This window comes from Paraburkholderia graminis (assembly GCF_003330785.1).
GTDB lineage: Bacteria > Pseudomonadota > Gammaproteobacteria > Burkholderiales > Burkholderiaceae > Paraburkholderia > Paraburkholderia graminis.
The window spans coordinates 3,762,117-3,783,595 of record NZ_CP024934.1 but is presented as its reverse complement, the minus strand read 5'-3'; the positions used below and the strand labels follow the sequence as shown (position 1 = coordinate 3,783,595).

Below are 21,479 nucleotides of genomic sequence, written 5' to 3'. Positions count from 1 at the left end.
GTCATTCGAAAGAGCGCTGCAAATATCCGCCGGGGCGCGCCAGCGGCGGTATCGCCGATAATTTCCTCTGCTTGTGACACCGGGGAAAGCTCAGTAATATCGCGCTACGCTGGCGTCAGCCAGCCCCGAACCTGGAGGAAACATGAAGCAAAACAATCTGTTGCGCGCCGCGCGTGTTACGACGCTCGTCGCAGCTGCAGCGGCATCGCTGGTGGGCGCGAATAGCGCGCGCGCCGAGATTCCGAACAAGACACTCGTCTACTGCTCAGAAGGCAGCCCCGCGGGTTTCGATCCGGCCCAGTACACCACGGGCACCGATTTCACGGCCAATACGTTCACCGTCTATAACCGCCTCGTCGAATTCGAGCGCGGCGGCACGAAGGTCGAGCCGGGCCTCGCCGAAAAGTGGGATGTCTCCGCGGACGGCAAGACGTACACGTTCCATCTGCGTCACGGCGTGAAGTTCCAGACCACGTCGTTCTTCAAGCCGACGCGCGAATTCAACGCGGACGACGTCCTGTTCACGTTCGAGCGCATGCTCGACACCAATCAGCCGTTCCGCAAGGCCTACTCCGTGCAGTTTCCGTACTTCACGGACATGGGCCTCGACAAGCTGATCACGAAGGTCGAGAAGGTCGATCCGTACACGGTCAAGTTCACGCTGAAGGAAGTCAACGCGCCGTTCATCCAGAACATGGCGATGGAATACGCGTCGATTCTCTCGGCCGAATATGGCGACCAGTTGCTGAAGGCCGGCAAGGCCGCGGACATCAACCAGTTCCCGGTCGGCACCGGTCCGTTCATCTTCCGCAGCTATACGAAAGACGCGACGATCCGCTTCGACGGCAATCCGGATTACTGGAAGCCGAACGCGGTCAAGATCTCGAAGCTGATCTTCTCGATCACGCCGGACGCCGGTGTGCGCGTGCAGAAGCTCAAGCGCGACGAATGCCAGGTGATGAGCTATCCGCGTCCCGCCGACATCGCGCCGCTGAAGGCTGAATCGAGCCTTGCGATGCCGTCGCAGCCGGGCTTCAACCTCGGCTATCTCGCGTACAACGTGACGCACAAGCCGGTCGACAAGGTCGAAGTGCGTCAGGCGCTCGACATGGCGATCAACAAGAAGGCGATCATCGACTCGGTGTATCAAGGCGCAGGCCAGGCCGCCACGAATCCGATGCCGCCGACGCAATGGTCCTATGACAAGAACCTGAAGGGCGCATCGTACGATGCGGACAAGGCCAAGGCGCTGCTCGCGAAGGCCGGTTATCCGAACGGCTTCGACATCACGCTGTGGGCCATGCCCGTGCAACGCGCGTACAACCCGAACGCCCGCCTGATGGCGGAAATGATCCAGGCCGACTGGGCCAAGATCGGCGTGAAGGCGAAGATCGTCACCTACGAATGGGGTGAGTACATCAAGCGCGCGCACGCAGGTGAGGACGACACGATGCTGATCGGCTGGACGGGCGACAATGGCGATCCGGACAACTGGCTCGGCACGCTGCTCGGCTGCGACGCGGTGAACGGCAACAACTTCTCGAAGTGGTGCCACAAGCCTTTCGAAGAGCTGATCCAGAAGGGCCGCGCAACGTCCGATCAGGGCGCGCGCACGGCGGCCTACACGAAGGCGCAGGAAATCTTCGCGCAACAACTGCCGTTCTCGCCGATCGCTCACTCGACGGTCTATCAGCCTGTCAGCAAGAAGGTGAACGACATGCGCATCGAGCCGCTCGGCTATGCGCGCTTCGACGGCGTGAGCGTCAAGTAAGGCGCCCGCCAACCTGTCGGGCAAGTCGTAAAATTCGCGCAGTACGCTTTTCGCACGGTTAGAAAACTGGTCGAAATGGTCCGGCGACCGGGGTCACGAGCCCTCGTCGCCGGTTGCGTTTTTTCTTCATCAAGACCATAGGGACGAACCATGTTCCGCTTTGTTTTGCGCCGCATAGGCATGGTGATACCGACGTTCATCGGCATCACGATCCTTGCATTCGCGCTGATTCACCTGATACCGGGCGATCCCATCGAAGTGATGATGGGCGAGCGCGGCGTCGATCCGGCCATGCACGCCGCAGCGATGCACCGGCTGGGACTCGACGAACCTCTGCCGATGCAGTACGTCCACTACATCGGCCGCGCGCTTCACGGCGACCTCGGCACCTCCATCATCACGAACACCAGCGTCATGGGCGAATTCCTCGCCCGTTTCCCCGCGACCGTCGAACTGTCGATTTGCGCGATGCTGTTCGCGCTGATCGTCGGCCTGCCGGCGGGCGTGTTCGCTGCGCTCAGGCGCGGCACGGCGGTCGATCACGGCGTGATGGGCACGGCGCTCACCGGCTATTCGATGCCGATCTTCTGGTGGGGCTTGATCCTCATCATGGTGTTCTCGGTGAAGCTCGGCTGGACGCCGGTGTCGGGCCGCATCGCCGTCGAATACGACATTCCGCACGTGACCGGCTTCATGCTGATCGACGCGATGATGTCCACCGACGAAGGCGCGTTCAAGTCCGCATTGAGCCATCTGATTTTGCCGGCCATCGTGCTCGGCACGATTCCGCTCGCGGTCGTCGCACGCATGACGCGTTCGTCGATGCTCGAAGTGCTGCGCGAGGACTATATCCGCACGGCGCGCGCGAAGGGTTTGTCGCCTGGGCGCGTGATCGTCGTTCATGCATTGCGCAATGCGTTGATCCCGGTGGTGACCGTGATCGGTCTGCAGGTCGGTACGCTGCTTGCGGGCGCGGTGCTGACGGAGACGCTGTTTTCGTGGCCGGGCATCGGCAAGTGGCTGATCGACGCGATTGGCCGCCGCGATTATCCGGTCGTGCAGGGCGGTATCCTGATGATCGCCACACTGGTTATCTTTGTGAACCTCGTCGTCGATCTGTTGTACGGCGTGTTGAATCCGCGCATTCGCCATACGAGGTAAGACATGAACCCCCACGCTCACATTCGTTCGCTGCCCCCCGAGGGGGCGCATGCCTCCCTTGAGGCGGCTCCGCGGGAGGCATGACGATGGCAGACATCCAAAACACAGTTCCCACAGCAGTAACTCCGCCCAGCGGCCGCGCTATCGCCGCCCGCGAATTCTGGGCGAATTTCTCGCGTAATCGCGGCGCGGTTGGCGCCGGCATCATCGTGTTGCTGCTGATCGTCGTGGCGATTTTCGCGCCGCTTCTCGCACCGCATAGCCCGATCGAACAGTACCGCGACTTCGTGAAGATTCCGCCCGCGTGGCTCGAAGGCGGCAACTGGCGCTTCGTTCTCGGCACCGACGAAGCCGGCCGCGACATCCTCTCGCGTCTCATGTACGGCGCGCGGCTGTCGTTCTGGATCGGCTTCGTGTCGGTCGTGCTTGCATTGATTCCGGGCATCGTGCTCGGCCTCATCGCGGCGTTCTTCGACAAGTGGGCCGACACGCCGATCATGCGCATCATGGACGTGCTGCTCGCGCTGCCGTCGCTGCTGCTCGCGGTGGCGGTCGTCGCGATCATCGGTCCGGGTCTCGTCAATACGATGCTCGCAATTGCGATCGTCGCGTTGCCGGGCTATGTGCGTTTGACGCGCGCGTCGGCGCAAGGCGAGTTGCAGAAGGAATACGTGACGGCCTCGCGTGTGGCGGGCGCCGGCACCTTGCGCCTGATGTTTTCGCAAGTGCTGCCGAACTGCACCGCGCCGCTGATCGTGCAGGCCACGCTCGGTTTTTCGTCGGCGATTCTCGATGCGGCCGCGCTCGGTTTTCTCGGGCTCGGCGTGCAACCGCCATCGGCGGAGTGGGGCGCGATGCTGGCCTCGGCGCGCGATTACATCGACAGTGCATGGTGGATCGTCACGATGCCTGGTTTGTCCATCCTGATCTCGGTGCTCGCGATCAATCTGCTCGGCGACGGGCTGCGCGACGCACTCGATCCGAAACTAAAACGGATGGCATAAATGAGCAATAACCTACTGACCATCCGCAATCTGGCGGTGAACTTCAACGGCTTGCCCGCTGTCGACCGTATCAATCTCGACGTCGCGCCGGGCGAAGTGCTGGGGGTCGTCGGCGAATCGGGTTCGGGCAAGAGCGTCACGATGATGGCGCTGATGGGCCTGATCGACGCGCCGGGCAAAGTCACCGCGGACGAGATCACGTTCAACGGACGCGATCTGCTGAAGGCATCGGCGAAGGAACGCCGCAAGATCATCGGCAAGGACATCGCGATGGTGTTCCAGGACGCGCTCACGAGTCTCAACCCGAGCTACACGGTCGGCTACCAGATCAAGGAAGTGCTGAAGCTGCACGAAGGCCTGCGCGGCAGCGCGCTCGACAAACGCGCGCTCGAACTGCTCGATCAGGTCGGCATTCCGGACGCGAAGAATCGCATCACGTCGTTTCCGCATCAGATGTCGGGCGGCATGAACCAGCGCGTGATGATCGCGATGGCGATTGCCTGCAACCCGAAGCTGCTGATCGCCGACGAGCCGACCACCGCGCTCGACGTCACGATCCAGGCGCAGATCATGGAACTGCTGATGCGCCTGCAGAAGGAGCGCGGCATGGCGCTCGTGCTGATCTCGCACGATCTCGCGGTGGTGTCCGAGGTCGCGCAGCGCGTCGCGGTCATGTACGCTGGCGAAGTGATCGAAACCAACAAGGTGCCGGACATTTTCGCCGCGCCTCATCATCCGTATACGGAAGCATTGCTGGCCGCGATTCCCGAGCACAACGTGGGCGCAGTGCGGCTCGCTGCTTTGCCGGGCATGGTGCCGGGCCGCGACGATCGTCCGAAAGGATGTCTCTTCGCGCCGCGCTGCAAGTACATGGTGGACGACTGCAACAAGGCGCGACCACCGCTGGAGGCCATGCAAGGTCACGCGGCAGTGGCGCGCGTGCGCTGCATCAAGCCGCTGAATCTGGTCGGCGACGCGAACGTTCACACACATGGAGGCGCACGATGAATGCAGTACCCGAAACGCGGCGCCAGTCGGACCATGCGGGCGATCACGTGCTCGTCGCCGACAAGCTCGCGCGTTACTACACGGTCAAGCGCGGCATGTTCGCGACGGGCACGGTGAAGGCGCTCAACGGCGTGTCGTTTGCGCTCGAGCGCGGCAAGACGCTCGCCGTGGTCGGCGAATCCGGCTGCGGCAAGTCGACGCTTGCGCGCCAGCTCACCATGATCGAATCGCCTAGCGCGGGCCGCTTGCTGATCGACGGCGAAGATGTGGCCGGCGCCGATCACGCGAAAATCGCCGCGCTGCGGCGGCGCGTGCAGATGGTGTTCCAGAATCCGTTTGCGTCGCTGAATCCGCGCAAGACCGTCGAGCAGACGCTCGGTGAACCGCTCGCCATCAACACGCAACTGAGCGCGACGGAACGCGCCGAACGCATCGCGCAAATGATGCGCACCGTCGGCCTGCGCCCCGAACACGCGAAGCGTTATCCGCATATGTTCTCGGGCGGTCAGCGTCAGCGTGTGGCGATTGCGCGCGCGATGATTCTCGATCCGCAAATCGTGGTCGCCGATGAACCGGTGTCGGCTCTTGACGTGTCGATCCAGGCTCAGATTCTGAATCTGTTCATGGATCTGCAGCAGCAGTTCAAGACCAGCTACGTGTTCATCTCGCACAATCTGTCAGTGGTCGAGCATATCGCTGACGATGTGATGGTGATGTACTTCGGCGGCATCGCGGAACTCGGCGACAAGAAGCGCATTTTCTCGAAGCCGCGGCATCCGTACACGCGGGCGTTGATGTCGGCCACGCCGTCGATCTTCGAGGCGGATCGCACGATCAAGATCAAGCTGCAAGGCGAAATGCCTTCGCCGCTGAATCCGCCGTCGGGTTGCACGTTCCATCTACGCTGCCCGTATGTGATCGACCGCTGCCGCAGCGAGGAGCCGAAGCTGCGTGAAGTGGATGGCCGTCTGGTGTCGTGTCACCGCGCCGAGGAGGTGGGGGACGTGGATGCCTGATGCGCTGGCGGCGCGTCGTCTTGCGCGCCGCTCGCGTGATGGCGGCCGCCGCGCTGCCTTCACGCGACGCTTGCGGGCGCGTGCACTAACCGGTGCCGCGCTCGTCGGCGTTTTCTGTCTCGGCGTGGGCCTGTCCCGCATGGCGTATGCCGCGGGCGCCGCGGCCAATACCCCAACGGTTTCCGCCGACGCCAACGCCAAGGCTGCGCGCCCCACGGTGCCGCTGCCGCATTCGCCGGCTCCGCATTCGCCGACGCCGCCACGCGCCGCGCTGCCGGGCTTCAATCCGCCGCCCGCGACGCCCGGCACGAGCACGAGCGGTCCGGTACGTTTGCAACCGGCGCGCATGCCGTTCTACGTCGCGACGCGCGGCACGACCACGGTCTACGTGCTCGGCACGCTGCATGTCGGCGATCCCGCCGATTACCCCGCGGCTCAGCCGTTTCGTCCGCCGATCATGGGCGCACTGGCGGCCTCGCCGACGCTCGCGCTCGAACTCTCGCCCGACGAGTTGCTGGTTTCGCAAGACGACGTGTCGAAATACGGCGTATGCCGCCGCGACTGTCTGCCGGGTCTCTTGCCCGAGCCGCTGTGGCGCAAGCTCGCGTTTCGTCTGCGCGGCAATCCCGCGGCGCTCGATGAGATCAAGAAGATGCGGCCGTGGCTCGCGTCGCTCCTGGTGGAAACCTACGACTCGCTCAGCGCCGGTTTGCAGACCGAATACGGCACCGAGGCGCAACTGCAAAACGTTTATCTGCGCACGCGCGGCAAGATTGTTGGGCTTGAAACCTTGCCGCAGCAGATGCGCGCGTTCACCGGACTCACGCTCGCGCAACAACGCGAGATGCTCGCGCAGGATCTGGTGCAAACACCCGCGCAAAACGTCGAGGACGTGCGCACGTTGCACCGCCTGTGGCGCGTCGGCGATGCGGATGCAATCGCCGCGTGGGAGGCCGCGAAAACGGAAAAGCTCGCGCGCGACAAACGCGTGTCGAATTCGATCGACGAAAGAATCGTCTACGCGCGCAACCGGCGCTTCGTCTCGCGGATGCTGCTGATCGCCGCGCCCAACAAGCCTGTATTCGTGGCGATCGGCGCGTTGCATCTTGGCGGACGCAAAGGCGTGCTGCAATTGCTGCGGCAGCATGGCTTCGCGGTCGAGGCAGGATAAGAACAGCCGCGCCGTTATCTACCCGTCTTTAATGCGCTGACCACTTCTCTCACCACGCCCGCCCAATCGCCCAAGACCTGCTGCCTGAAGAGTCGCATGCGCGGATACCACGGCGAGTCGCTGCGCGCTTCGAGCCAGCGCCAATCCGAATTGGCCGGCAGCAGCAGCCACACCGGCTTGCCGAGCGCGCCGGCCAGATGCGCGACGCCGGTATCGACGGCGATCACCAGATCCAGGTTCATGATGAGCGCGGCGGTGTCTTCGAAGTCATTCAGTTCGCCGCTGAAATCGTGCGCGCGGAATGCGTCTGGAGCGTCGGCCAGTTGAACATGCGCGGGACCTTTTTGCAGCGGATACCAGCTCAGCTTCGCGACGTTGGCCAGCGCATGCAAGTCGGCAAGCGCCATCGACCGGTAGCGGTCGTTGCCGAACACGGGACTGCCCGCCCACACGAGGCCGACCTTGCGCTTCGTCTTGCCGCTTGTCTGCAGTTTCTTGCGCCAGGCGTCCACCTTCGCGTTGTCGGCGAATAGATACGGTATTTGCGCCGGGATGCTGGAAAGCTCGGTGCCGACGCACGACGGCACGCTGATCATGGGCACCCAGAAATCGTAGTCGGCATCCGGCTTGCCGGCGAACGCGCGATGCACGCCCGGCACGCGTTGAACGAGCCGCAGCAACGGCTCGCGCACGCACACGTCCACGGTCGCGCCGCGTTCGTGCAGCACGCGCGCGTAGCGCAGGAACTGGAAGTGATCGCCAAAACCCTGTTCGCCGACGATCAGCAAACGCCGTCCCTCCAGTGGTTCGCCGCGCCATTCCGCCACGCCCGGCAATGCCAGCGCGTCGTAATCGCTCTTGCGCCAGCGCAGCGCGAACTCAGCCCAGCCTTCTTTGTAGTCGCCGCGCTTGAGCAGCAGCCACGCCAGGTTCTGATGCGCGTCGGCGTAGTCCGGTTCGCGCGCGAGCGCGTCGCGATAGAACGTCTCTTCTTCGTCGAGCCGTCCTTGTGCGCCGAGCGAGCCGCCCAGGCACACGAGGTTGGTCGGATTCGGGTTCAGCGCAACCGCGCGCCGATAGTGCGACTCCGCGCCCGCATAGTCGCCGCGCTTGCCGATCGCGCTGCCCAGATTGATGTGCGCTTCGGCGTAATCCGGCCGCAGCGCGAGCGCGCGTTCGAAACTGGCAACCGCCGCCTCGTGCTCGCCGAGCGCGTTATGCGCATTGCCCGCGTTGAAGTGCGCTTCCGCCGAGTTCGGATCGAGCTGCAAGGCGTCGCGATAACACGCGAGTGCTTCCGTGAAATTGCCGAGCTTGCCGAGCGCCGTGCCGAGGTTCAGATGCGCGTCGACAAACGCAGGGTTCGATGCGATTGCCAGCCGGTATTGCTCGACCGCTTCGCTCAACGCGCCTTGCGCCTGCAACGCGACGCCGAAGTTATTGCGCGCGTCGGCGAAATCGGGCTGGAGTTGCAGCGCCTGGTCGTAGCAGATGGTGGCTTCGTCAAGATAGCCGAGCGCGGCGGCGGCAAGACCGCGGTTGCTCCAGCAGGCGGCGTCGTGACGATCGTGCTTGAGCGCGTGGCTCATCAGCGTGGCGGCGTCCGCGTGCTGTCCGCGCTGATAGTGCAGTACGCCGAAGTAATGCAAGGCGCGGGCATTCGCTGGATCGATTGCGAGGACTTCGCGGTAGATCGAATCGGCCGTGTCGAGCCGGCCGGCCTGATGCGCGTCGAGCGCGGCATTCACGAGCGAGTCGACGCCCGACGCCGGTGAAGACGATAGCGACGCGGTGCGCCCGCCGGGGCGCTTGGATTGAGGTTCCATGAACACCTGCGGGAAAAGCCACGGCGGCGCGCGCTCTACGCGCCCGCGCGTGTGGATAGGAGATCGTCCAGCATCTTAGGGGCGCGCTGATGGCGCCGACGTTCGGACGCATCCCATTTCCGTTGCAGGCTTTTCCTCTTTTTAGGTGCTTCGCCGATGTGCCACCGAAACCTCGCGTGGCACATCGGAACCGGCTGCATTCCTGCTGCAATCTTCTACATGAACATCAGGAAATTGAGCAGGAAGATGTTCACGACCAGCAGGGTCAGCGCAGTCGGAATCTGCACTTTGATCACCGCGTTCTTGTCCGGCAGTTCGAGCAGCGCGGCCGGCACCATGTTGAAGTTCGCGGCCATCGGCGTCATCAGCGTGCCGCAGTAGCCCGAGAACATGCCGATCGCCACCATCACGGCCGGATTGCCGTGGAACACGCCGACCAGAATCGGCACGCCTACGCCGCCCGTCATCACCGGGAACGCGGCGAAGCCGTTGCCCATGACCATCGTGAAGAGTGCCATGCCGATGCAGTACACGGCCACCGCGATGAAGCGGTAATCGAGGCTGATGTACGCAGTCGTCACGTGCGCGACGGCCTTGCCGACACCCGCATCGGAGAACACGAGGCCGAGCATGCCGAGCATTTGCGGCAGCACCGCGGCCCACGAGAGCGCGTCGACGAGGCGGCGCGCTTCCTTCATCGACTGGCCGACCGTGTCGCGCGTCAGCACGCAGGCAATGGCGAGCGCGATCACGCAGCCGATGCCGAAGCCGATCAACGTGACGTTGGCCTTTTCGATCAGCGGCAGCCCGCCGAACACGAGGTGGCTCGCCGACAACGTGACGATCACGGTGATCACCGGAATCGTCAGCGCGGGCACGAACAGCTTGTTGCGAAGACGCGCGGCGCTTGCCTTGCGCGCTTCGAGCGACAGCACGCGCGCTTTGCCGGCGGTGACGCCGCCAAAGCCGGCAATCAGCGCCATCGCGATCACCGCGACGCCGACCACGGCGGGCGGCAGCTTGTCGCCGATCAGAAAGATCAGCGCGTAGAGAATCCAGAAACCGCCGGCCGTGAGGCGGCGCGGGTGTTCCTTGTCGGTAACGATCATGCCGCCGATGATCAGCAGCACCACGCCCAGCAGCCAGAACAGATAGGTAATCGTGAGCGTCATGCTTTGTCTCCTGCAGCCGGTTGAGCACGTTGAGCCGGCGCTGCGGTGTTGCCCGCATTCGCGTTGCCACGCAATTCGCGGTCGAGCTTGCGGTCGAGCAGATACAGGCGGAAGCCGTGAATGAGGAACGCGCAGATCGCGGTCGGAATGCCCCACACCGCAACATGAATCGGCTCGACGATGATGCCGGCTTCTTTGAGGAACGTGGTCATCAGCACGATCGCGCCGAACGCGACGAAAATGTCCTCGCCGAAGAACAGGCCGACGTTGTCCGTTGCCGCCGAGAACGCGCGCAGCTTGAAGCGCACCGCGTCGCTGATCTTGCCGAAGCGCGTTTCGGTCGCGCCTTCGGCCATCGGCGCGATGAGCGGACGCACCATCTGCGGATGTCCGCCGAGACCCGTCAGGCCGACCGCCGCGGTGAGCTCGCGCACGAGCAGATAGACGATCAGAAGACGCCCGGCCGTGGCGGCCTTGATGCCGCTGATCCACGTCTGCGCGCGCTCGCGCAGGCCGTGCCGTTCGAGCAGCCCGATCACCGCGAGCGGCAGCAGAATGATCAACGGAATGTTGCGCGTCTTGATGAATCCCGTGCCGATTTCGGCGAGGATTTTCTCTGGCGGGAAGTGCGCGGCCAGGCCGGTGATGATCGCGGCGACCGCCACGATCAGCATCGGATTGAACCGCAATAAAAAGCCAACGATGATGACGGCCACGCCGATCAGCGGCCATAAACTGACTGTTGTCTGCATCTGGATCTCCAAACAGGTTTTCAACCTTGCCGCTTGTGGCGGCTAACATGAGCCGGCGCGGGCGACCCCGCGCCGTGTTTTGCGCGGCTCTTGGCGGCCGCGTTGCTGCGTACTGCGACTTCAACTGCAACTGCGCTTGCAACTTCATTTGCAACTTCATCTGCTGCGAGAATCCGCCGCCGATACGGGCAACGATTCATCGAATCGTCCCGTATCTGGCGAACGCCCCGCTTAAAGCGGGGCGTTGGAGAAAGTCTTCAATGCGTCATAAAAAAGCGTTCGCGCCGGCTTCAGACGCTTGCCGCGCCGGCCGCGTGCACTTCGATGCCGGCCTGCTCGAGCGCAGTGCGAATGCGCCGCGCAAACGCGAGCGCATGCGGACCGTCGCCGTGCAGGCAAATGGTTTGCGCGTTGAGCGGCACCCATTGGCCGTCGACGGCGCGCACCCGCTGTTCGCGCACCATCGCGAGCGTGCGTTCGAGCACTTCGTCTTCGTCGTCGAGCAGCGCGCCCGGCTCCTTGCGCGGCACCAGCGAGCCGTCGGCGCGATAGCCGCGATCGGCGAAGACTTCTTCGATGGCGGTCAGCCCCGCGTTGCGCGCGGCCGTCACGAGCCCGCTGTTAGCGAGCGCGAACACCGCGACCGACGGATCGAAGTCATGCACGGCCGAGACGATCGCGTCCGCGATCTTCGGATCGCGCGCGGCCTGGTTATACAGCGCGCCGTGCGGCTTGACGTGCGCGATGCGCCCGCCCTCGGCCTGCGCGATCGCCGACAGCGCGCCGAGCTGATACAGCACGCCCGCGTAGATCTCGCTCGCCGGCAAGTCCATCTCCTTGCGGCCGAAATTTTCCGGATCGTTGAAGCTCGGATGCGCGCCGATCGACACGCCTTTTTGCACCGCCCAGCGCACGCAGTCGCGCATCGCGTTCGCGCCGCCCGCGTGCCAGCCGCATGCGATATTCGCGGAGCTGACGAGGTCGAGCAGCGCCTCGTCGGAGCCGCAGCCTTCGCCGAGATCGGCGTTCAGATCGATTTCCATGGTGTTCCCCTGCCTGGTTACAGCGCCGCGACGGCCATCTGCCGCGCACAGCGTTCTTCATGCATTGCGATAGCGGCGTCGATCTGCCGCAAATACGTGCGCTCGTCGAGTAGAGCCTGGCGCGCCTCGTCGGGTGTGGTCGGAATGAAGCGCACCGCCGCGTTCAGGCGCACCTGCGCGAGCTTCCACAAGTCGGCCTGGATCACCGCGCCGATCTTCGGATAGCCGCCGGTCGTCTGCGCGTCGCTCATCAGCACGATCGGCTGGCCGTTCGGCGGCACCTGGATCGTGCCGGGCAGCACCGCGTGCGACAGCAGATCGGCCTTCTCTTTGCGCTTTAGCTCGCTGCCGGCGAGCCGGTAGCCCATGCGGTTGCTGTTCGGCGTGACGAGCCACTCGTCGGACCAGAACGACTCGTGCGCTTCGTCGGCGAAGCTGTCGTACTCGGGGCCGCGCAGCACGCGAATCGGCACGGCCCACGGCACGCCCGTCGGATGACGGCCGCGCCGCAGCGGTTCGTCGACGAGCACGAACTTGCACCACGCGGGCGCCTTCACGCCGAATTCCGGCGCTTCCGGCGAGAAGCCGACCTGGCCGCGCTGCGGCGGCGCGCCGAGCGGCACGCGGTCGCCGTCGCGCAGCGCCCGGCCGCCGAGGCCGCCGAAGCGGCCGGTGAGGTCCGTGCTGCGCGAACCGAGCATCGGCAAGACGTCGATGCCGCCCGCGATGCACACGTAGCCGCGCATGCCGCGCTTCGCCGCGTTCAGCACGAGTTCCTGCCCGGCTTTGACCGGCAGACTCCACCACGAGTAGACCGGCTTGCCGTCGAGCGTCGCGCCGAATTCCGTCCCGGTGATGGCGACGCGCGTCGCGCGAAGAAAACGCAGCACGGTCGGGCCGAAGGTGATTTCGAGGCCGGCCGCGTCGGGCCGGTTGCCGACCAGCCGGTTGCCGACTTCCAGCGACAAGCGGTCGAGCGCCCCGCCCATCGCGACGCCGAGATGCCGGTAGCCGTGACGGCCGAGGTCCTGAATGGTGGTCAAAAGACCTGCGCGAATCACGTCGATCATGCGTGTATCCCCGCGATGGTGAAGCGCACCCGGTCGCCCGGCTGCAACAGCGTGGGCGGGCGGCGCGCGGGATCGAAAAGCGGCAGTTCGGTGCGGCCGATCAACTGCCAGCCGCCAGGCGACGTCGCCGGATAAATGCCCGTCTGCTCTCCGCCGATGCCGACCGAACCCGCTGGCACCTCGAGCCGCGGCGACGCGCGGCGCGGCGTATGCAGCGCCGCTTCGAGGCCGCCCATGTAGGCGAAGCCCGGCTGGAAGCCGAGGAAAAACACCACGTATTGACCGCCCGAATGCCGCTCGATCACTTCGCGCGTGCTCAGGCCGGTGTGGTTCGCCACGGCGGCCAGGTCGGGGCCGAACTCGCCGCCGTACTGAACCGGAATGTCGACGTCGCGGCCCGCAGCCGGCGCCTGGCCGGCTGCGTCCCAAGCTTGCTGCAAGCGCTCCGCGAGCGCCTCGCGATCGGCTTCCAGCGGATCGAACACCAACGTCAGGTTGTTCATGCCCGGCACGACTTCCAGCACATGCGGCCAGTCGCGCGCGAGTTCGGCCGCCGCCCACACGCGACGCTGGCAGTCGAGCGTCGCGGGCGGGGGCGCCTCGCAGACCAGCGCGGCGTCGCCGAGCGGAAAGATTTTGGGTTGGCTCATGGCTTGAAGACCCGGAGAAGTCGAAGAGTTCTGCATTGCGCACCGTCGGGAAAAACGCGGCAGCACCGTTGCGCGATGTCTGGAGCGTACATTGTCAATAAAATATCAACAATTTATCAATAAGAGTTTTCGCCAGGCTCGCCGCCGCGCGCTCGGCGTCGTACACTCCCGACAACTCTTGACCCTTCTTCACACCGATTCCCGAGAAACACACATGTCGCGGCATCCCACCAAGATCGTCTCGTCGGAACATCTCGTGTCCGACACGAGCGCGGAGCTGTCCGAGCTCGAGTACGCGCTCATCATGGCCGGCAACGCATTCAACCGATGGATGGTGCGCTGCATGTCGGCGGCCGGGGAAAAGGACATGACGGCCATCGAGGTCTCGCTGCTGCATCACGTGAGTCATCGCGAGCGACGCAAGAAGCTGGCCGACATCTGCTTCGTGCTGAACATCGAGGACACGCACGTTGCGACCTACGCGCTGAAGAAGCTCGTAGCTAGAGGGTATGTAAAAAGCGAAAAGACCGGCAAGGAAGTGTTTTTTTCCGCGACCGACGCGGGCCGCGCGCTCTGCCTGAAGTACCGTGAAGTGCGCGAGAGCTGCCTGATTTCGACGCTGAAGGAAAGCGGCCTCACCAACGAACAGATCGGCGAGGCGGCGCAGTTGATGCGCAATGCGTCCGGCATGTACGACACGGCCGCGCGCGCGGCGGCGTCGTTATAAAGACGAGGCGGCGGCGCGTCGTCGTTGAAGGTAAGCGAAGCTCGAACGGGTGCGTGCTGTTGTCTGCGCCTCGAGCCATTTCTCGCTGTGCCTAACGCCTAACCCGCGGCCCGCGCGTGCAGTCCGCTTTCGGTGACGATCATATCGAGCGGAATGTCGTGAGCCTCGCGCTCGAGCGCCACCGTTCGGCACGCCTCGTATCCGACGCCCACCGTGATCGGCTTCGTCGCGCCGGGCCAGCCGGCGAGCGTGCGGTCGTAATAGCCGCCGCCGTAACCGAGCCGGTAGCCGTCCGCATCGAAACCCACGCAGGGCACGAGCAATAGCTCGGGAATCACCAGTCGTTCGGTCGCGGGTTCAGCGATCTTGTGATGGCCGATCTTCATCGGCGTATCCGGCGACCATGCGTGAAACTCGAGCGGCACGCCGCGTTCCCTGATGATCGGCAGACTGGCCTCGCGCGCCGAGCCGCCCGCGAGCCAGATCGAGATCGCTGCGCGCGCATCGAATTCGCCGGCGAGCGGCCAGTAAAACCCAACGCTTCGCACGTCGAAATGCTTCAGCGCGTCGAGCACGCGGCGCGCGAGCGCGGCATTGTTCGCCGGCTCGGAAGCCGCTTGCAGCCTTGTTTCCAATAGCGTCCGGCGCAGTGTCTTTTTCGATTCCGCCGAAGGGTTGCATGCTATGCTTGGGTTCAATTCGCGCTCCAGAAACAACGATGTCAAAAAGTCTTTATCGAGTATATCGCGCGGCCGGTATGGCGCTTGCCGCAGCCGCTCTCGTCGCATGCAGCACCGCGTCAGCCGTCAAGCCTCTTCCCATTTCGCAGCTCACCAACGACGACCAGATTTTCGTCCAGTTGCGCGAGGCTGCCCGCAATAACGACGCGGCGCGCGCGGCGCAGCTCGCGAGCATGATTCCGGGCTATCCGGCGCCTTCGTATCTGGAGTACTTCCAGATCAAGCCGCAGCTCTTCGATTCGGGCGGCCACGCGCGCGTCGACGCACCCGACGCGCCGGTGCTCGCGTTCCTGCAGAAGTACGACGGCCAGGCCATTGCCGACCGCATGCGCAACGACTACCTCACGGTGCTCGGCTCGCGCCACGACTGGCGCAACTTCGACCAGCAATACGCGCGCTTCGTGCTGAACGACGACACGCAGGTGAAGTGCTACGCGCTCGAATCGCGTGCGTCGCGCGGCGAGAATGTCGCGGACGCGGCGCGCGCGCTGCTCGTCGATCCGAAATGGTACGGCGACGGCTGCGTCGATCTGATCACGATCCTCGGCGTCAACAAGCAGTTCAGCACCGACGACGTCTGGCAGCAGATCCGTCTCGCCTACGAACAGAACTACACGAATACCGGCAGCAAGCTCGTCGACGCGCTCGGCAGCCAGGCGCCCGATCCCGTGCTGTTCGGCCAGGCCACCAGCACGCCGCCGCTGCTGCTCGCGCGCGGCGTCGGCGCCGATCCGCAATCGCATCAACTCGCATTGCTCGCGATCACGCGCATGGCGCGCAACGATCCGGCCATGGCCGCGGCTACGTTTGCGTCGGTGGCGCCTTCGCTGAATTCGCCGGAGCGGGCCATCGGCTGGGGCACGATTGCGTATCAGGCGGCGGCCAAGCAGATGCCGAGCGCCGCGGACTGGTATCGGCTGTCGGCCAACGCGCCGCTCTCGAATCCCGCCTACGAATGGCGCACGCGCACCGCGTTGCTCGCCGGAGACTGGAACATGGTGCGCTGGTCGATCGAACAGATGCCGGCCGCGCTGCGCAACCAGCCTTCGTGGACTTACTGGCATGGCCGCGCGCTCAAGCAGGCGGGCGACACGACCACGGCTAACCAGGAATTCGAGTCGATCTCGCAGGGCTTTAACTTCTACGGCCAACTCGCCGCGGAGGAACTCGGCCAGAAGATCGCGGTGCCGCCAAAAACCACGGTCACCGATTCCGAAATCCAGCAGGCCGGCAATACGCCAGGCTTCGATCTCGCGCAGCGCTTCTACGCGCTGAATCTGCGGCTCGAAGGCAATCGCGAATGGAACTGGCCGCTGCGCAACATGAGCGACCGTCAGTTGCTGGCCGCCGCCGAATACGCGCGCCGTATCCAGTTGTACGACCGCGCGGTGAACACGGCGGATCGCACGAAAACCGAACACGACTTCTCGCTGCGCTATCTGTCGCCGTTCCGCGACATTGTCGAGCGCGATGCGCAGTCGAACGGGCTGGACGTGGAATGGGCCTACGGGCTGATCCGCCAGGAATCGCGCTTCATCATGAACGCGCGCTCCGAAGTCGGCGCGAGCGGCCTGATGCAGTTGATGCCCGCCACCGCGCAACTGGTCGCGAAGAAGATCGGCCTCGGCCCGATTTCTCGCGAGCAGATGAACGACATCAATACAAACATTCTGCTCGGCACCAACTACCTGTCGATGATCTACAATCAGTTCGACGGTTCGGCCGTGCTGGCCACCGCGGGTTACAACGCCGGTCCGGGCCGTCCGCGCAACTGGCGGCAGACGTTGCAGCACCCGGTTGAAGGCGCGATCTTCGCCGAGGCGATTCCGTTCCAGGAAACGCGCGACTACGTCAAGAATGTGTTGTCCAACACGGTCTACTACGCGGCATTGTTCGAAGGCCGTCCGCAATCGCTGAAGGCGCGTCTGGGTTACATCGCACCGTAAGCGCCGTGCCGCCGCTGCCTCGCTGCAATTGCGAGGCGGCGGTGCGCCACGCCAGCCGTTGCCGCGGCTTCCACCAGGGAGTCGAAAATGCGACATAAAGCCATTGCGATCATCGGCGGTTCCGGGTTTATCGGAAGCCATCTCGTCAACGCCCTCGTTGAAATGGGCAAGGACGTGCGCATCGCCACACGGCGGCGTTACAACGCGCGCCATCTCACGCTGCTGCCCATCGACGTGATCGAAACCGATGTGTTCGATCCGGTCCAACTCGCGCGTTTTGTCGAAGGCGCAGACTGCGTGATCAATCTCGTCGGCACGCTGCATGGCAAACGCCGCACGCCGTATGGTCCCGAGTTCGCGCGCGCGCACGTCGAATTGCCCACCAAGATCGCGGCGGCTTGCGAAGGCAAGGGCGTGCATCGGCTGATTCATTTGAGCGCGCTCGGCGCCGATTCGAACGGCCCGAGCATGTACGCGCGCTCGAAGGGCGACGGCGAGAAAGCGGTGCACGCGGCGAATCTCGCGTGGACGGTGTTCCGGCCTTCCGTCGTGTTCGGCGCGGAAGACCAGTTCCTCAACAAGTTCGCGTTCTTGCAGCGCATCTTTCCGGTGATTCCGCTCGCCATGCCGGACGCGAAGTTCCAGCCGGTCTATGTCGGCGACGTCGCCAAGGCGATCGTCAACGTGCTCGACCTCGATGCGGCCAACGGCAAGACCTATGAACTCGGCGGCCCGAGCGTCTATACGCTCGAAGAACTCGTCAGATATTGCGGCGACGTGATCGGCCGGCATGCCAGCATCATCCGTCTGCCCGATGCGCTCGCGCGCGTGCAGGCCATGACGTTCGAAATGGCGCCGGGCGAACCGGTCATCACGCGCGACAATCTCGATTCGATGAAACAGGACAACGTGCTAAGCCGCCCGCTCGCGCCCGAGCTCGGCCTCGAGCCGGCCAGCATCGAAACGATCGCGCCGGTGTATCTGACCGGCGCGTCGGCACGTTCGCGTTTCGACACGTTCCGCGCGAGCGCGGGCCGCTGACTTTTTCTCTACTTCTCATACGAACCCGCATGAAGCTGCTTATTGGTGACAAGAACTATTCGTCATGGTCGATGCGGCCGTGGCTGCTGTTCAGGCATTTCGGCATCGCATTCGACGAAGTGCTGATCCATCTGAATCAGCCCGGCACCAATGCTGCGGTGCTCGCGCAGGCGCCTAACGGTCCGGGCAAGATCCCCTGTCTGATCGACGACGCGGGTCTTGCCGTGTGGGACTCGCTCGCCATCGCCGAAACGCTCGCCGAGCGCTTTCCTCGGCACGCGCTGTGGCCGCGCGATGCGGCGGCGCGCGCGCATGCTCGCAGCGTTAGCGCGGAGATGCATTCGGGCTTCGGCGAACTGCGCTCGAATATGTGGATGAACATTCGCGCGTCGTTTGCCGGCAAGAACGCGACGCCGGGCGTGCTGGCCGACATCGCGCGTATCGAGGCGATCTGGCGTGACTGCCTCGATACCTATGGCGGTCCGTTCCTGTTCGGCGAGTTCAGCATTGCCGACGCGATGTATGCGCCGGTGGCCATGCGCTTCAGGACGTGGCAGCCGCCGTTGTCGGAGACGTCGCTGGCGTATGTTCGCCGGCTGAGCGCGCAGCCCGCAGTGAAAGCCTGGATCGACGACGCGTTGAGCGAGACGCACACCATCGCGTATCTAGACGAATGCCCATGAATATCTATGCAGTAGGCGGCGCGATTCGCGACGAATTGCTGGGCGTGCCGGTGCAGGACCGCGATTACGTGGTGGTCGGCGCGACGCCCGAGCAGATGATCGCGCAGGGTTACCGTCCGGTGGGCAAGGATTTTCCTGTGTTCCTGCATCCGCAGACGCATGAGGAGTACGCGCTCGCGCGAACCGAGCGCAAGACCGCGGCCGGCTATCACGGCTTCCAGTTTTTCTATGCGCCCGACGTGACGCTCGAGGAAGACCTGGCACGCCGCGATCTCACCATCAACGCGATGGCGCGTGAAGTGCGCCCCGATGGCGAGCTGACCGGGCCGGTCATCGATCCGTTCGGCGGTCAGCGCGATCTCGAGGCGAAACTTTTTCGCCACGTCAGCGACGCGTTTCTCGAAGACCCGGTGCGCATCCTGCGAATCGCGCGCTTTGCCGCGCGTTTCGCCGATTTCAGCGTCGCGCCCGAGACGCTCGCGCTGATGCGCAAGATGGTCGCCGACGGCGAAGTGGATGCGCTCGTCGCCGAACGCGTGTGGCAGGAGGTGTCGCGTGGCCTGATGGAAAAGAAGCCGTCGCGCATGTTCGACGTGCTGCGCGAGTGCGGCGCGTTGGCGCGCATTCTGCCGGAAATCGATGCGCTATTCGGCGTGCCGCAGCGCGCCGACTATCACCCCGAGGTCGACACGGGCGTACACGTCATGATGGTGCTCGATCACGCCGCGCAGCAAGGCTACGCGCTGCCCGTGAGGTTCGCCGCGCTCACGCACGACCTCGGTAAAGCCGCTACGCCTGAAGACATCCTGCCGCGGCATCTCGGCCACGAAGGGCGCAGCGTGGATCTGCTCAAGCCGCTGTGCGAGCGCTTGCGCGTGCCGAACGAATGCCGCGATCTCGCATTGCTGGTGGCGCGCGAGCACGGCAACATTCATCGCGTGATGGAAATGGGCGCGGCTGCGCTCGTGCGCCTGCTCGAGCGCAGCGACGCGATTCGCAAGCCGTCGCGTTTCGCTGAAGCCTTGCAGGCTTGCGAAGCCGACGCGCGCGGGCGGCTCGGTTTCGAGGCGCGCGACTATCCGCAGGCCGAGCGCTTGAGAGTCGCGCTCGTCGCGGCGCGCGGCGTGGATGCGGGTGCGGTCGCGAAGCAACTCGCCGATGCGCCGGCCGGCATCAAGGACGCGGTGCATCAGGCGCGTGTGCGGGCGGTGGCCGCGGCGCTGGAGTGAAATGCTCGATGCGCGGGCCGCCGTTGCCTGTCAGCGCAAACCGCGTTCGAGAAACCGCGGCTACAAAAGCCGCGCGATAAACGACAGCAGCATCGACAGCAACAGCGTGGACATGAACGGGAAATGATATTCGCGTCCGAAAAGACGCACGGTCACGTCACCGGGCATGCGTCCAATGCCGAGCTTGCGAAGCCACGGCCAGCAGGCCGACAGCACCGCAAGAGCGACGAACGTGGTCAGCAGCCAGCGGATCATGACGTGTATCCCGGCGTCACAACGTATGCGACCGGTCGCCGCTTGCAAACGCCTGCAGCGTGTCTTCGAGTCCGCGCGAGAACGCGATCACCTTGAAGAGCTCACCCATCTCGGCCTCCGACAACAGCTTCTGCACCGCATTCGCCGCGGGCAGAAAGCGTGCGGTGTCGGCGGGATCGATTTCGGAAAGCGCATCCGTAATGCCCGCGTTCAGCAGAAAGCGGGCTTGCGATGTGAAGCCCAGCAGGTCCGCGCCGGTCTCGACGCCCGCTTCGGCAATGCCGGTAAATTCCACGTGCGCGGTAATGTCCTGCAAGCCCGGATAAACAAACGGATCGCCGTGCGCGCGATGCCGGTAGTGGCACATCAGCGTGCCTTGCGCGCGCTGCGCATGGTAGTACTCGTGACGCGGGAAGCCATAGTCGATGAAAAACGCCGCGCCGCGCGCGAGCATCGTGCAGATGGTCCGCGTGAAGGCACGAGCGGCGTCGTGCGTCTCCGCCACGTAATCGCCGCCGCCGGTGTCGATTTCCGAGAGCAGCGCCGTATCCGCCGACGCGGACATTTCACGGTCTTCAAATGCGAACCGGCCGTCGCGCCAGACGACGCCGCGTTCGCGCCACGCGCCGTCGACGGAAGCGAAAAGCCGCACCGGCATCGCGTCCAGCACCTCGTTGCCGATCACCACGCCTTCGAAGCGCTCGGGCAACGCGTCGAGCCAGCGCACTTTGGCGGCGAGCGCGGGCGCGGCGGCTGCGATGGTTTCGCGCTGACGCTCGCGCAATTCGCCGGATAGATCGACGATCGAATAGCTGTCGAACTCGGCGCCGAGTGCAGCCAGTGCGTTGAGCAGGCCGGCCGCGAGTTTGCCGGTGCCCGCGCCGAACTCCATTACGTCGCGCGTGCCGCTTGCCTGCAACGCTTCGGCGATGGGCCGCGCAAGCGTGGCCGCGAAGAGCGGCGACAGTTCGGGCGCCGTGACGAAGTCGCTGCCGTCGTCGCCGCGCAGCCCGAATTTGCGGGCGCCGCCGCTGTAATAGCCGAGTCCGGGCGCGTACAGCGCGCGCTCCATGTAGCGGTCGAACGGCAGCCAGCCGCCGGCATCGTCGAGTTCCGCGCGAATCCGGGCGACGAGCGCTTCTGACTGCGCGAGCGCGCTTGAGCCGGGAGCAGGTAAACTATCGGGTTGGTGAGCTTTCGGATTCATCCCCGCA

20 protein-coding genes are annotated in these 21,479 nt (G+C 64.6%); 11 read left to right on the top strand and 9 right to left on the bottom strand.

From position 1 onward, the window contains the following. Positions 1-142 precede the first annotated feature (142 nt). From CUJ91_RS17040 to CUJ91_RS17015, 6 genes are all read left to right on the top strand, one after another. Positions 143-1,771 (top strand): ABC transporter substrate-binding protein, encoded by a 1,629-nt coding sequence (locus CUJ91_RS17040; RefSeq protein ID WP_006052551.1) that lies wholly within the window; start codon positions 143-145, stop codon positions 1,769-1,771. Between the two features lie 150 nt (positions 1,772-1,921). Beyond that, on the top strand, positions 1,922-2,932 hold the full coding sequence (locus CUJ91_RS17035; protein WP_006052552.1) for an ABC transporter permease subunit: 1,011 nt from the start codon (positions 1,922-1,924) through the stop codon (positions 2,930-2,932). A gap of 86 nt (positions 2,933-3,018) precedes the next feature. Further along, entirely contained in the window at positions 3,019-3,936 is a 918-nt protein-coding gene (locus CUJ91_RS17030) for an ABC transporter permease subunit (RefSeq protein ID WP_006052553.1), read from the top strand. Further along, a complete protein-coding gene (locus CUJ91_RS17025; protein ID WP_006052554.1) occupies positions 3,937-4,944 on the top strand; it encodes an ABC transporter ATP-binding protein in 1,008 nt (335 codons plus the stop codon). Beyond that, positions 4,941-5,960: a peptide ABC transporter ATP-binding protein gene (locus tag CUJ91_RS17020; RefSeq protein WP_053858856.1), complete on the top strand. Its 1,020-nt coding sequence runs from the start codon at positions 4,941-4,943 to the stop codon at positions 5,958-5,960. Before CUJ91_RS17025 ends, CUJ91_RS17020 begins: the two co-directional genes overlap by 4 nt. Further along, positions 5,953-7,131, top strand: a complete 1,179-nt coding sequence (locus CUJ91_RS17015) for a TraB/GumN family protein (protein ID WP_107709941.1) — start codon at positions 5,953-5,955, stop codon at positions 7,129-7,131. The genes CUJ91_RS17020 and CUJ91_RS17015 overlap by 8 nt, the downstream gene beginning before the upstream one ends. Positions 7,132-7,145: 14 nt before the next feature. Here the strand turns inward: CUJ91_RS17015 and CUJ91_RS17010 are convergent, their stop codons facing one another. From CUJ91_RS17010 to pxpB, 6 genes are all read right to left on the bottom strand, one after another. Next, on the bottom strand, positions 7,146-8,957 hold the full coding sequence (locus tag CUJ91_RS17010; protein WP_114156547.1) for a tetratricopeptide repeat protein: 1,812 nt from the start codon (positions 8,955-8,957) through the stop codon (positions 7,146-7,148). 215 nt (positions 8,958-9,172) lie between these two features. Further along, positions 9,173-10,129, bottom strand: a complete 957-nt coding sequence (locus tag CUJ91_RS17005) for a DUF979 domain-containing protein (RefSeq protein WP_006052558.1) — start codon at positions 10,127-10,129, stop codon at positions 9,173-9,175. Next, the gene (locus CUJ91_RS17000) at positions 10,126-10,881 is read right to left on the bottom strand and encodes a DUF969 domain-containing protein (protein ID WP_006052559.1); all 756 of its coding nucleotides are present in this window, start codon (positions 10,879-10,881) and stop codon (positions 10,126-10,128) included. The genes CUJ91_RS17005 and CUJ91_RS17000 overlap by 4 nt, the downstream gene beginning before the upstream one ends. Before the next feature lie 290 nt (positions 10,882-11,171). Continuing rightward, positions 11,172-11,924, bottom strand: coding sequence for a 5-oxoprolinase subunit PxpA (gene pxpA / locus CUJ91_RS16995; protein ID WP_006052560.1), 753 nt, complete (start codon positions 11,922-11,924; stop codon positions 11,172-11,174). 17 nt (positions 11,925-11,941) lie between these two features. Then, positions 11,942-12,994: a 5-oxoprolinase subunit C family protein gene (locus CUJ91_RS16990; protein WP_006052561.1), complete on the bottom strand. Its 1,053-nt coding sequence runs from the start codon at positions 12,992-12,994 to the stop codon at positions 11,942-11,944. Beyond that, positions 12,991-13,644, bottom strand: a complete 654-nt coding sequence (gene pxpB, locus CUJ91_RS16985) for a 5-oxoprolinase subunit PxpB (protein WP_006052562.1) — start codon at positions 13,642-13,644, stop codon at positions 12,991-12,993. The genes CUJ91_RS16990 and pxpB overlap by 4 nt, the downstream gene beginning before the upstream one ends. Before the next feature lie 214 nt (positions 13,645-13,858). Between pxpB and CUJ91_RS16980 the strand changes: the two genes are divergently transcribed. After that, complete coding sequence (locus CUJ91_RS16980) at positions 13,859-14,371, top strand: winged helix DNA-binding protein (protein WP_006052563.1); 513 nt, start codon at positions 13,859-13,861, stop codon at positions 14,369-14,371. Positions 14,372-14,469: 98 nt separating this feature from the next. On the opposite strand, the gene CUJ91_RS16975 is transcribed toward CUJ91_RS16980, so the two are convergent. Further along, positions 14,470-15,069 carry a 5-formyltetrahydrofolate cyclo-ligase gene (locus CUJ91_RS16975; protein ID WP_161966579.1) on the bottom strand — a complete coding sequence of 200 codons (600 nt, stop codon included), beginning with the start codon at positions 15,067-15,069 and terminating at the stop codon, positions 14,470-14,472. A 20-nt stretch (positions 15,070-15,089) separates the two neighbouring features. Between CUJ91_RS16975 and CUJ91_RS16970 the strand changes: the two genes are divergently transcribed. From CUJ91_RS16970 to CUJ91_RS16955, 4 genes are all read left to right on the top strand, one after another. Then, complete coding sequence (locus CUJ91_RS16970) at positions 15,090-17,057, top strand: lytic transglycosylase domain-containing protein (RefSeq protein ID WP_053858851.1); 1,968 nt, start codon at positions 15,090-15,092, stop codon at positions 17,055-17,057. Between the two features lie 87 nt (positions 17,058-17,144). Then, a complete protein-coding gene (locus CUJ91_RS16965) occupies positions 17,145-18,098 on the top strand; it encodes a complex I NDUFA9 subunit family protein (protein WP_114156546.1) in 954 nt (317 codons plus the stop codon). 29 nt (positions 18,099-18,127) lie between these two features. Then, a complete protein-coding gene (locus CUJ91_RS16960) occupies positions 18,128-18,781 on the top strand; it encodes a glutathione S-transferase family protein (RefSeq protein WP_114156545.1) in 654 nt (217 codons plus the stop codon). Continuing rightward, a complete protein-coding gene (locus CUJ91_RS16955; RefSeq protein WP_114156544.1) occupies positions 18,778-20,010 on the top strand; it encodes a multifunctional CCA addition/repair protein in 1,233 nt (410 codons plus the stop codon). The genes CUJ91_RS16960 and CUJ91_RS16955 overlap by 4 nt, the downstream gene beginning before the upstream one ends. 60 nt (positions 20,011-20,070) lie before the next feature. On the opposite strand, the gene CUJ91_RS16950 is transcribed toward CUJ91_RS16955, so the two are convergent. Both CUJ91_RS16950 and CUJ91_RS16945 read right to left on the bottom strand, forming a co-directional pair. Further along, the gene (locus CUJ91_RS16950) at positions 20,071-20,265 is read right to left on the bottom strand and encodes a DUF2905 domain-containing protein (protein WP_006052570.1); all 195 of its coding nucleotides are present in this window, start codon (positions 20,263-20,265) and stop codon (positions 20,071-20,073) included. Between the two features lie 16 nt (positions 20,266-20,281). Further along, positions 20,282-21,472: a class I SAM-dependent methyltransferase gene (locus CUJ91_RS16945; protein ID WP_053858848.1), complete on the bottom strand. Its 1,191-nt coding sequence runs from the start codon at positions 21,470-21,472 to the stop codon at positions 20,282-20,284. Positions 21,473-21,479 lie beyond the last annotated feature (7 nt).